The 12,538-nt window shown below is 62.6% G+C and carries 7 protein-coding genes and 1 pseudogene; 3 read left to right on the top strand and 5 right to left on the bottom strand.

Features of this window, described 5'->3' with window-relative positions; genetic code table 11:
* The first annotated feature begins 17 nt into the window (after window positions 1-17).
* On the top strand, window positions 18-662 hold the full coding sequence (locus WI26_RS26670; RefSeq protein ID WP_069227717.1) for a response regulator: 645 nt from the start codon (window positions 18-20) through the stop codon (window positions 660-662).
* Between the two features lie 125 nt (window positions 663-787).
* Here the strand turns inward: WI26_RS26670 and WI26_RS26675 are convergent, their stop codons facing one another.
* Window positions 788-1,384: an MlaC/ttg2D family ABC transporter substrate-binding protein gene (locus WI26_RS26675; protein WP_059467381.1), complete on the bottom strand. Its 597-nt coding sequence runs from the start codon at window positions 1,382-1,384 to the stop codon at window positions 788-790.
* 327 nt (window positions 1,385-1,711) lie between these two features.
* On the opposite strand from WI26_RS26675, the pseudogene WI26_RS26680 reads away from it, so the two are divergent.
* Window positions 1,712-4,343: pseudogene (locus tag WI26_RS26680) on the top strand (MMPL family transporter); the annotation flags it as partial.
* On the top strand, window positions 4,339-5,367 hold the full coding sequence (locus tag WI26_RS26685) for a VacJ family lipoprotein (protein ID WP_069227883.1): 1,029 nt from the start codon (window positions 4,339-4,341) through the stop codon (window positions 5,365-5,367). The pseudogene WI26_RS26680 and the gene WI26_RS26685, both read left to right, overlap by 5 nt.
* Before the next feature lie 105 nt (window positions 5,368-5,472).
* Here the strand turns inward: WI26_RS26685 and tssM are convergent, their stop codons facing one another.
* The 4 genes from tssM to WI26_RS33310 form a co-directional block, all read right to left on the bottom strand.
* A complete protein-coding gene (gene tssM, locus WI26_RS26690; protein ID WP_069227718.1) occupies window positions 5,473-9,411 on the bottom strand; it encodes a type VI secretion system membrane subunit TssM in 3,939 nt (1,312 codons plus the stop codon).
* A gap of 28 nt (window positions 9,412-9,439) precedes the next feature.
* Window positions 9,440-10,363, bottom strand: a complete 924-nt coding sequence (icmH, locus tag WI26_RS26695; protein WP_069227719.1) for a type IVB secretion system protein IcmH/DotU — start codon at window positions 10,361-10,363, stop codon at window positions 9,440-9,442.
* Window positions 10,364-10,413: 50 nt separating this feature from the next.
* Window positions 10,414-10,668, bottom strand: coding sequence for a PAAR domain-containing protein (locus WI26_RS31865; protein ID WP_081334362.1), 255 nt, complete (start codon window positions 10,666-10,668; stop codon window positions 10,414-10,416).
* Window positions 10,669-10,945: 277 nt separating this feature from the next.
* The gene (locus WI26_RS33310) at window positions 10,946-12,127 is read right to left on the bottom strand and encodes an RHS repeat domain-containing protein (RefSeq protein WP_269465992.1); all 1,182 of its coding nucleotides are present in this window, start codon (window positions 12,125-12,127) and stop codon (window positions 10,946-10,948) included.
* Window positions 12,128-12,538 lie beyond the last annotated feature (411 nt).

A 12,538-nucleotide genomic window follows, 5' to 3' on the forward strand; every position in this document is an offset into this window, starting at 1 on the left:
ACCGGAGACCTTTGCCCATGAGCGCCCCCGACACCACCCGGCCCGCCGCCCGATTGCTGCTCGTCGACGATCACCCGCTGGTGCGCGACGGCCTGCGGATGCGGCTCGAGGCGGCCGACCTGTCCGTGGTCGGCGAAGCCGGCAACGCTGACGAGGCGCTCGCGCTCGCCGCGTCGCTCGAGCCCGATCTTGCGCTGATGGACGTCGGCATGAACGGGATGAACGGCATCACGCTGGCCGGCGTCTTTCACGAGCGCTTTCCGGGGATTCGCGTGCTGATGCTGTCGATGCACGACAACGTCGAATACGTGACGCAGGCCGTGCGCGCCGGCGCGAGCGGCTACCTGCTGAAGGATTCGCCCGCGAGCGAGATCGTGCGCGCGATCGGCGCGGTGCTCGCCGGTCAGACATTCTTCAGCGAAGGGCTCGCCGCGCGGATGATCCAGGCGAGCGCGGCCGCGTCGCCGCTCGACCGCCTGACGCCGCGCGAACGCGACATCCTCGATGCGCTGGCCGAGGGGCTGTCGAGCAAGCAGATCGCGCAGCAGACGGGGCTGTCGGTGCGCACGGTGGAAACGCACCGGCTCAATCTGAAGCGCAAGCTCGAGATCGAAGGGCAGGCGGAGCTGATCAAGTTCGCGGTCGAGCATCGGCGACGATAGCGCTCCCGACACCCGCGTTGCGTCGCGCCGAACGTGTCGTCGCCAGCCCAACCCGCAACGAAAAGGGCGCCCGAGGGCGCCCTTGATGCATGCAGCCTGCTGAACAGCCGGCGGACCGGCGGCGATCAGTTCGTCCGCGAGTTGTGCTTCTGCAGATACGCGATCAGGCCGTCGATGCCGCCCGACGCGAGCTGACTCTTGAACTGGCCCTGGTAGACCTGGATCAGCCACGCGCCCGACATGTCGATGTCGTAGATTTTCCAGTCGCTGCCGACCTTGCCGAGGCGATAGCCGACCGACTGGCTGTCGCCCGGCGTCGTAACCGTCGACTGCACCAGCGCATCGGCGCCCGACGCGCCGCCGGCCTTGAACGAGAACTTCGCGTCCTGGCCGCCGAGCTGCGCGAGGGACGCGGCATAGGTGCGCGTCATCAGCAGCTTGAACTGCTTGTACAGCTCCTGCTGCTGTTGCGGCGTCGCCTGCTTCCAGGCATCGCCGACCGCGATGCGGGTCGTGCGTTCGAAGTTCGTCGCGGGCAGGAAGCGCTGCTCAACGACTTGCGTGACTTTCGCCATGTCGCCGCCGCGCGCACCCGGATCGGCCTTCATCGCGTTGACGGTGCCTTCGACCGCATTGCGGACGATGTCGACGGGCGCGCTCTGCGCAAAAGCGGAAACCGACACGGCGGCGGCGGCGACGAAAGCAAACAGATGACGTTTCATACGGATATCGCACTCGATGAGAAAAAACGGCCGGCGGATTGCATCGATGGCATCGGCCGGTGGGTCGAAGTATAGCGGCCCGGCGGCCGGCCTGCCGCGCGGTGACCGACTGTTACCTTTCAACCCCTTTTGTCACAGGCCCCGCCGCGGCGCGATTCCGGCCCGTTATGTAAGTATCCCCATACAAATCGCCAGGCGCTGCGCGCCGATTCCTGCGCCGCGGAGCAAATATCCTTCCCGCCCCTTTACGCTCCAACGTCGCGACCGTCGCCACGTTGCGCCGGTATACTCGTTGTTTTGTCCTTGCCAGCCCCTTCCCACCGCCACATGGTGACATCTCTCATCGTCCGACTCGTTGCATGGTCGGTACGCCGCCCCGTCTGGGTCGTCGTGCTGTCGCTCGTCGTCGCCGCCTTCAGCAGCGTCTACGTCGCGCAGCACTTCAAGATCAACACGGACATCAGCAAGCTCGTCGACGCGGAACCCAAGTGGGCCGCGCTCGGGCAGGCTGTCGACAAGGCCTTCCCGCAACGCAACGGCACGATCCTCGCGGTAGTCGAGGCCCCGGCACCCGAATTTGCGACCGCCGCCGCGCATACGCTCACCGAGGCCTTGCGGAAGCAGGCCGACGCCGGCCGCATCGGCCAGGTCGCCGAACCCGGCGGCGGCCCGTTCTTCGAGCACAATGGGCTGCTGTTCCTGTCGACCCAGGAAGTGTCGGACACCACGACGCAGCTCGCGAGCGCGCGGCCGCTCGTCAACGAACTCGCGAAAAACCCGAGCCTGACCGGGCTCGCGACCACGCTGTCCACCACGCTCGGCCAGCCGCTCCTGACCGGCCAGGTGAAGCTGCCCGCGATGGCGAAGCTGCTCGCGCGCAGCGCCGCGACGGTCGACGACGTGCTGGCCGGCAAGCCCGCCGCGTTCTCGTGGCGCGGACTGGTCGACAGCGATGCCGCGCGCCAGCCGGCCCGCGCGTTCGTCACGGTGCAACCGGTCGTCAACTATGGCGCGCTGAAGGCCGGTGCCGCAACGACCCAGGTGGTCCGCGATACGGCGAAGGCGCTCGGCGTCGAGCAACGCTACGGCGCGGTCGTGCGCATGACCGGCGAACAACCGCTCGCCGACGACGAATTCGCATCGGTGGAAGACGGCGCCGCCCTCAACGGCGCACTTACGCTCCTCGCCGTGCTCGTGATCCTGTGGCTCGCGCTGCGTTCGAAGCGGATGATCGGCTCGGTGCTCGTCACGCTGTTCGTGGGCCTCGTCGTGACCGCGGCGCTCGGCCTCGCGATGGTCGGTTCGCTGAACATGATCTCGGTCGCGTTCATGGTGCTGTTCGTCGGCCTCGGCGTCGACTTCTCGATCCAGTACGGCGTGAAATACCGCGAGGAACGCTTCCGCGATCCGCGCATCGATCACGCGCTGATCGGCGCCGCGCACTCGATGGGCATGCCGCTCGCACTGGCCACCACGGCGGTTGCGGCGAGCTTCTTCTCGTTCATCCCGACGGCCTATCGCGGCGTGTCCGAGCTCGGCCTGATCGCGGGCGTCGGGATGTTCGTCGCGCTGCTGACCACGCTCACGCTGCTGCCGGCGTTGCTGCGCCTGTTCGCGCCGCCGGGCGAATCGAAGACGCCGGGCTTTCCGTGGCTCGCGCCGGTCGACGACTTCCTCGATCGCCATCGCAAGCCGATCCTGATCGGCACGCTCGCGGTCGTGATCGGCGCGCTGCCGCTGCTCGCATTCCTGCACTTCGACTTCAATCCGCTGCACCTGAAGGATCCGCACAGCGAATCGATGGCGACGCTGCTCGCGTTGAAGGATTCGCCCGAAGCGGCCGTCAACGACGTCACGCTGCTCGCACCGTCGCTCGCCGAGGCCGACGCCGCCGCGAAGCGCCTCGACGCGCTGCCGGAAGTCGGCCGCACGACAACGCTCTCGACCTTCGTGCCCGCCGACCAGCCGGCCAAGCGTGCGGCGATCGCCGCGGCCGCGAGCGACCTGCTGCCCGCGCTCACGCAACCGGCCGCGCCGGCCGCGACCGACGCGCAGCGCGTCGCCGCGCTCAAGCGCGTGTCGGATCTGCTGAGCTACGCGGCGGAAGATCACCCGGGCCCCGGCTCGGCCGCCGCGCAGCATCTGTCGGCATCGATCGCGAAGCTCGCCGCCGCCGACAGCGCGACGCGCGATCGCGCCGAGCGCGCGTTCTCCGACACGCTGCGCATCGCGCTCGATCAGCTCGCGACGCTGCTGCAACCGCAGGACATCACGCGCGAAGCGCTGCCGCCGCAACTCGTGCGCGACTGGATCGCGCCGGACGGCCACGCGCTCGTGCAGATTTCGCCGAAGGTGCCGAAGGGCGTCGACCCGAACGACGACACGATGCTGCGCCGCTTCGCGAAGGCCGTGAAGGCCGCCGAACCAGGCGCGATCGGCGGGCCGATCTCGATCCTGCATTCGGCCGACACGATCATCAACGCGTTCCTGCACGCGGCGTTGTGGTCGATCCTCTCGATCACGATCCTGCTGTGGATCACGCTGCGCCGCTTCGGCGACGTGCTGCGCACGCTGGTGCCGCTGCTCGTGTCGGGGCTCGTCACGCTCGAGATGTGCGTCGTGCTCGGCATGTCGCTGAACTTCGCGAACATCATCGCGCTGCCGCTGATGCTCGGCGTGGGCGTCGCGTTCAAGGTGTACTTCGTGATGGCGTGGCGCGCGGGCCAGACGGGCCTGCTGCATTCGAGCCTCACGCACGCGGTGCTGTTCAGCGCCGCGACGACGGCAACCGCCTTCGGCAGCCTGTGGCTGTCGCATCATCCGGGCACGTCGAGCATGGGCAAGCTGCTCGCGCTGGCGTTGACCTGCACCCTGATCGGCGCCGTGGTGTTTCAGCCCGTCCTGATGGGCAAACCGCGCGTCAAACGCGCCAAAGAACCAATCGCAAGGAAACAATGAACAAGGTGCGAATCATTGCGGCGACCGTCGCTGCCAGCGCGGTGCTGAGCGGCTGCGCGACGGGCCCGAACCGCAATCCCAACGACCCGCTCGAGCCGATGAACCGGGCGATGTACAAGTTCAACGACACGGTCGACACGAACATCGCCGTGCCGATCGCGAAGGGCTACCAGAAGATCACGCCGACGCCGATGCGCACCGCGATCAGCAACTTCTTCTCGAACCTCGGCGATCTCGGCAACATGGCCAACAACCTGTTGCAGTTGCGCATCACCGATGCGACGCAGGATCTGATGCGCGTGGCGATGAACTCCGTGTTCGGCGTCGGCGGCCTGATCGACATCGCAACGCCGGCCGGCCTGCCGAAGCATCATCAGGATTTCGGGCTGACGATGGCGCGCTGGGGCGTGCCGTCCGGCCCGTACCTCGTGCTGCCCGTGTTCGGGCCGAGCACGATCCGCGACGGCGTCGGCCGCGCGGTGGACGTCCGCTTCAACCTGCTCAACTACATCGAGCCGGCTGCGCGCAATCCGATGTACATCGCGCAGTTCATCAGCGCGCGTTCGGACCTGCTCGGTGCGACCGATCTGTTGAAGCAGGCGGCGCTGGATCCATATTCGTTCGTCCGCGATGCGTATCTGCAGCAGCGCAAGTCGCTGACGTATCACGGCCAGTCGGCTTCGGCCGCGCCGCCGAACTACATCGAGCCGGGTGGATCGGGCGCGGTGCCGGCGGGCACGCCGACCGTGCCGGGTCTGCCGAACTACGAGGATCCGGGCGAGTCGGGCGGCGCATCGAGCACGGCGCCGAACAACGCACCGGCCGCGCCGGGGTTGCCGCAGTACGACGATCCGGGCGCCGACGGCGCGACGCAGGCGAGTGCACCTGCGAGTGCACCTGCGAGTGCACCTGCAGCGGCGCCGGCGGCTGCGTCGGCAGGTGCGACGACAGCGCCGGCCGCAAACGGCGCGCCAATCGCGCCGGCGATGCCGACGATGCCCGCGAGCGGGCCGGCCGCGCAGTAGCTCGAGCGGTCTCAGATCCGACGTACAACACTCCGGCGCTCCGGAAGCGGGCCTGAAATTTCAAACCGGAAGAACGGTGGGCGCATCCATTCCGGACCGCTCTTGCTAAGTTGCGGGCAACGCGCCTTGGGGCAATCCCGGCGGAGGGCCACTATCCGGCAGGTTGATCATGGACATCACTCCAGGACACCGGAAGGTCGTCAGCACGTCGCTTGTCAGCGGATTCGCGACAGTTCCCGCGCTCGTGATATCGAGTGCGGCTTCACGACCATCAAAGTTGAACGTCACCCGTGTGCGGCCCGGTGCGGCCGCCTCGACCACGTGACCTTTCCGGAGCAATCGTATCAGCGCCCACGGTCCGTCCGCCGCGATCGTCGACGTGTCCGGTCGGATGCGCGGGCTCGCGGTGATCTCAGCGTGGACGCCACCACGCGGCCCCGGCCATGTAACGGTGAAAGGTACGACCGGGCCGTGTTGGTAGCTTGTTGTCTGACCGTCGATGTCGAACGACAGGGTCATGACCGTCGGGTCAAGTTCAGGGATTCGAATATCGGCCTTCCAGCTCAGTCGCCTACGATCGGGATCGGCGAAGAACATGTCGCGAATTGCCCTTGCATGTTCGAAGGGCTCGAGATCCGGGCCCTGCACGGGTTCGGTCGCGCCAGGCAGCGTCCGGTAGCGCCACGGCTTGGTGGCAGTGTCAACGAACGGCGCAAGCGTATGCGTGAAGAATTCGTCGATCACACCGCCCCGTGCGAACATGCGCTGGAAATCGTCAATGTTGACGTCGCGTTTGCTATCAGGCGAGAACGGGTAATTTCCTTCGACTGTCATTCGACAGGTGTCTGCGACTGCTGCCTGCATCTGCCGCGACAGTAGCTGGCCAATACCCCGATTCACCCCACGCGAGCCGTCAACAGCGAGTTGATACAAGACTGCCCGGAACGGCGCAGGCATCGTGTCAGCCGTCATCTTGAGCCTCGCGGCGCTGTCGCGCACCGGCGGCATATTGTTGTTCAGTAGCGCGTTGTCGGAAACCGTGAGCGTTGCGTAGTAGTCATTCAAGACCGTGGCGATCCCGTTCAAGCCGGCTCCGGTCGCCAGCGTCCGGGCCAACGGCGTATCCGGTCGCGCACCGGCATGGCCTGTCGTGACTTCACGCAACGCAGCGAAACGACGATCGACCAACTCGCGTTCAACCTGGTCGGATGCCCGGGGTCCGAGTATCTTATCGGCTTTCTGGTTGACCGCCTCGGTCGCTTTTTCAAGGAAGGAACCGTCCAATTTCGACATCGGCTGCGTCAGCGTCGTTTCCCCTACCGCCGCTTGAGCAAGACGATTCAGTGGCGAATCAGGCGCAGCAAGAATCTGGAGCACCTTCAGGTTAAAGGCGAGACTCGTTCCGCTCACGACACGAACGTCGCTGAGAAATGCATCCCATTGTTGGGCGTATTCGATCAGGTACTGACGCGTGATTGCCATCACCAGCACGTCGCCATCCGGGCCCGATACGTTCAACGGACCTGCCGGATTTTTCGGCGGATCGCCCAGTGTCCGGTGTCCCATGACCCACGCATCATCGTCAGTTGCCGCCCGGAGAAACGCTGGCAAGCGTTTGGCGAACACCGCCCGATAACCTTCCCGCGTGAAGATTCCTGGCACGCCGCTGGATAACGGCGCTCCGCTGGCTCTCGTAAACACCACACCTGCTTGCGGCCCCACCACACGCAACAGCGAAAAGTCATCTGGCGCGTCTTGCAGCATCGTCTCCTTGGCGCGCTGATAAAGACGATCGATTGAAAGACTGCCATCGAGAAACGTACGTGCGCGCCGAATCAGCCCGTCGTTACGGGACAGTGGCGACTGTACGACATGTCCTTCGGAAAACAGTCGCTCTACGTGGTCGATCATTGCGGCACGCCCACCAAACATCGCCGCAGAGTCGTATCGCGACCAATCATCCAGCACCCACACCTTGACGTCGTTTGCGTTGAACCGTGCGCTGTCGTAGAACATCAAGTACACGCGTAACGCGTCGTAGGCGGCCTTCGCATCACCGCGCGCCGCAGCGTCTTCAATAACATGCTCGACCCGGCGGACGATGTGCGGCAACAAAACCTGCTCCGACAGGGCCTCGTATACATGGCGACTGTCGGACTCGATCCTGTCAAGACGGTGCGTTCCGATACGTAGCGCAACATCGGAACCGGTGGCGAGACGCGCGGTGTCACGCAGCGTTTCGCTTGCACTGGCCAAGACCATCGGCACTCGCTCAGGATTGGCGGAAAGGTCGCTTCGCGCAAGCAAAGCAGTCAGTGTGCGTACCTTTTGTCCCAGCGTTGCAAGGGATGTCCGTTCTGCAACGAAGCTGTTCCAGAGATTCACGCACACCCCTGCAGCAATCAACCAGACGAGCGAGTGTCCCAGCCATCGCTGCAAGCGCATGCGATGCTCCCGGTTCGAGTTCGGGCGCGCGAGTCGCCTTTCGCGAAATATGACCCCGGACAACAGATCGCGCAGGAAGTAGCTGATTTCACTACGCTCCCCTCGTCGGGTACTCGGCTGCGCCCCGGATGCGTCGATCATGCGCTGCAACAGCGTCTTGCGATCGGCGACGACCTGCTGGCCGGTCTGCGCCGCGCTCGTCAGGTAGAGGCCGCGGAACATCGCATGTGGGACCGCGGACGCATCATTACCGCTTCTGGCGAACACATGCTCGATCAGGTCGATCAGCGGGTTCGTGAGGGCCGCAAACGCCTCTGGCAACATCGCCAGATGGCGACGACGAGTCGGATCGGTTTCACTTCGAAGCAGACCGCTCACGCCATCGGCGAGACGCGTTGTCAGCAGATTCAGCTCCGTCCGGATTGCGTCGACCACCTGCACATCCGGGTCGGACCGCAACGTCACACCCCATATCTGCCCGCGCTCCGACTCCAAAGACGAAGCGAAATAGTCAGTGAAGCCAGGAAGCCGGTCCATCTTCGTGACAATCAGCCAGACGGGGAAGCCAGTTCCGAACTCGGCGTGCATTTCCTCTAGACGCGCCCGCAATGCACCGCTCTCCATCGCACGTACGTCGGGATCGGTGTGCGTCAAGGCAGCGACATTGATCGTCAGTAGCACGCCGTTCATCGGCAAACGAGGCCGGATACGACGAAGCAACCGAAGAAACCCTTTCCACTCCGCCGCATCGGTCCGCTCTCGAATAGCGCTCATGCCAGCCTGCGGCTTGCTATGTTTCCCCTCATTGGGCGTACCCGACGACTCCACCGTCAGCGAGTAGCGCGACGTGCCGTGTTGTACGTAGTGACCCGTCGTATCAATCAGCACCGCGTCATTGGTCAACCACCAACCCGGCAACGCGCGAGCGTCATTGGGTGCGAGCGAGTGCTGAAGTTGTACGTCGAGCGGGAACGCCAGGCCCGCGTTAAGCAGCGCCGTGGTCTTGCCTGTACCTTTCGAACCCAACACGAGATACCACGGCACATCGTAGAGATACGCCGAGTCTCGAAACAGCCTCGACAGCCGTCGGGGGCCCCCGCGCCGGGCTTTCAACTGCATGATCGCTACGCGGGCCATGTCTTCGATCTCCGCCAGACGTGACGCAGCCAACGGCCGGGCACCACGCTTACCGAGTCGGAGCAAACGTCGGAGCTGATTCGGATCTCGGCGCATACGCGTCCACGACCGAATCGACATGGCGACGGCATAAACGAGCACGATGCCGGCCATTGCCAGAATGCGAGCCGTCATGGAAGCAAACAGCGGCTTGCCGGCCAACGTCAGGAGTGGAAAGGCATGCCAGATCGCAAGACAGAGCAGCGCAGCGATCACGATGCCCGTCGACCAGTCGATCAACCACAGGACCCATGCGGCGAGCAGCAGGGCAATCAAAGTCAGTCGAATGTCGATCGATGCGAACGGCTTCAGCCCACCGAAACTCACCAGCGGCCCCGCAAACCAGATCGCGACGGCAGCTACGACAACCGTCAGGACTACCCAGAGATGGCGCGAACGTAGAAACGAAAGGATCTTCTTCATGTGTGCCGTGAATAGCGTGCAGTCCGCGCTACTGAGCTGGACCGGCCGCCGGTGGATCGATCGCGTTGCGTGGCGCGACACGCGTAATGTCGGAGAGTTGTTGCCGCACGCTATCCGCTTGGGTGCCCAACTCGATGCGGCAAAAGGCATAGAATGCGCAGAGCATCACTGACAGCAACACCACCGACATCCATACCGGAATTTCGAAATGGGAAACCTGCTGAGTCGTTTCGGCAAATTGCGCGTGGGGCGAAAGCGCGTCCGGGACAGGTGGGAGATGTACGGCAATCGCGTTGTAAATTCGCTCTCGTACACGGTCGTGCGCGCCGAACGTCCTGCCACGCAGATACCGACCTTCAAACCCCAGGCTGAAAATCCTGTAGATCACTTCGAGCAACGGCCAGCGGTTGGCGTCGTCTTGCAACAAGCGCAGTGACAGCGCATATATCTTCGAACCGCCCTGGTTGTCTTCTCCGATACGCTGAGTCAGCGCTCCGGCAGCCCATGCGACACTCCCCGACGTGTCGCCTCGCGCCGCGAGTACGCGCATCGCAGCTTCGTCCAGCGCCGTACACAGGCAATATCGTGCGCCAATCATGTGTTCTTCGCGAATGTTAGCCCGCACACATAGGCGCTCGAACGCGCGAACCTCGTCCATTATCAGGTCGCGTAAGCGTTCGTCATGGCCGATGTCGATTAACGCAGGGATATCCACCAACGCTCGAAGAAGTACTCTGCTTGCCTCGAGCAAGGTATTACGATGGCCAAGTACCGCAGCCAGTCTCGCCTGCTCGTCTTCCGGCGGCGAAAGCGGCCCCAATGGACGGCTACGGCGCGAACTGGATCGCTGCCCCGTGTTCTTGCGGGAGAGAAAGGTGCCGTTGGGTCGTCGAGGTGGTGTGAACGCACGTCGGGCCGACAGGATTTTGGGCGCGTTAGCGGATTGGGTCATGCGGAGGTGAACTCAAAAGTCGACGCATTATGTTCAACATAAGCCGAAGATCAAACCGTAGGGCCGCCGTCCGACACGATCAGAGTCGCACCGCAACTCGTGCCGCTGCCATGATGAGCAATTTGACGCCCGTTGATCGTGCCGAAGCCGCCGTGTGTAATGACACCCCGGCCATGTAACGGGCACGACACGGAATCGCCTACGCACGCGGCGATGCGTCCGTTGATCGCGACACCCGCATTAGCCGATGTGACTTCACCGCCGTGGGTAGTCAATGTGCCAAGAGTTGCGACGAATGATTGCATTCAAAAAAGTCCTTTAGAACGATATCTCAATGTAGTTAGCATGCTTCCACGCAAAATTCTGCGTGTTCCGCACTATAGCCCCCTTATTTCAAGAAAACGAAAACTCATGCATCCCTTCCAAACCTCTCGGCCACCAACCTTATAACCAACGCACACAAAACATAAATCCCCACAAAATAAGCCGAGTCCAATATATTCTTCAACCACCAATATGGCAAAACACCGACCAACACCAAAACGCAATAAATATTCACTTTGCTGAATTTTTTATCGAATCTCAATCGACCTCCTCATCGCAATCCTCTGCTGCGGGACATCCTGCAATTCCCTTCATAACGGCCTTCCCACCCTGCATTACGCCTTGAAGTTTAACTTGGCTCAGAATTTCCGATTTGTGCGCATCAATCCTATTATTAAGCCTCTGAACTTTAGAAGCGCTACGCGCAGACTTGAGCTGACCAGTGAGAATACGTACCGCCTTTACCGACCTAATAGACTTCCCGATAGAAGCACTCATCCCGGGCAAAATTGCCGAAAACGCACCAGAAATTGCCATATCAGCAACGTCCAAGCACTTCCAATTCACTTTTCCCGTAAAAACCTTCTGCTTTGCAAGTTGAACGCTAGCGTCGACGGCAGCCCCACCCAGTGCTCTCCCGGCAAAGAGTGCCACCGGTATAAGAAACGCGAATGCCCCACTCGGATCGATTTTATTGATGGGATCTCGGTCAGTGTATGAATAGTGATTTGACCCGCCAAGCAATCCAATCGGGTCTTGGCTAACGTAACGCCCGGTTTCGGCTTCGTAGTATCGCAACCGGTTGTAATGCAGCCCCGACTCTTCATCGTAGTACTGCCCCGGAAACCGTATCGGATTGTCAACGCCGTGTGCCAGCCTGCTGGTCGTCCACCCATACGCACTCAGATCCACCGCCCACACCACCTCTCGCTGTTCGTCATACAACTCCTGCGGTGTCCCCAGGTGATCCGTTACGTAATGCCATGCCTGCCCATCCGCCAGCCGCGTCAACGGCCCTTCGTGATCCGGATGCGGCACGTATGTCACCGCCCGATCCTCATGCGACGTGCGCCCCGTCCTCACCTCCTGCATCATCCAGTCGCCGTCCCACATGAACAGCGTCGTCTGGCGCGCCCCGTCCGCTTGCGTGTGGTGCTTCGCCACCCGCCGACCCAGCGCGTCGTATTCGTATTCGCTCCTCGCACCATCCGCGTGTTCGATCGCGATCAGTTGATGGCCGCCGTCGTACCGATACTTCGTCACTTCCGGTGCGGCCATCGGTTCCTCGTACTTCGGCGTGCCCGTCAGCACTTCCATCACCCGCAACAGGTTGTCCGTCCCGCGCTGGCTACGCTTCTCCGCTTCCGTCAGCTCCGGCTTCGGCGGCAACGGCACCGTCCGCGCGATGCGGTTGCCATGCCCGTCGTACGTAAAGTCCACCGGGCGATCCGGCCTCGCCTGCGGCGCAAACCGCAACAAGCGATCCCCGCTCGCCTTCCACGCCTGTATGCCGTTCAAGAGATCGTCAAAATCTGGTCCACATCTACATTACCCACTCAAATTACCCCTTCTCTCGAATCCGTCCAGAACGCTTCATTCCGCTTTGCGCAGATCATCCTAGCCCCCTCACACCGTCACAAATTTATTAATAACACTTACACGTGTAGTTTGCCGCTGTATTTCTTGTTGAATTCGGAAACGGCGCCTCCAAAACACCGAACATGCCACGCCTCGAACATTCGTCAACGCACATTTTTGTTTTCTCATTTATAGTTGGCTCACTGCACTTAGCCAAAAAAAATAATCCCACAAGAAGCACTAACAAAGCATATCCAATTACTTTACAAAACA

The sequence above is a fragment of the Burkholderia diffusa genome (genome assembly GCF_001718315.1).
GTDB classification, from domain to species: Bacteria; Pseudomonadota; Gammaproteobacteria; order Burkholderiales; family Burkholderiaceae; genus Burkholderia; species Burkholderia diffusa_B.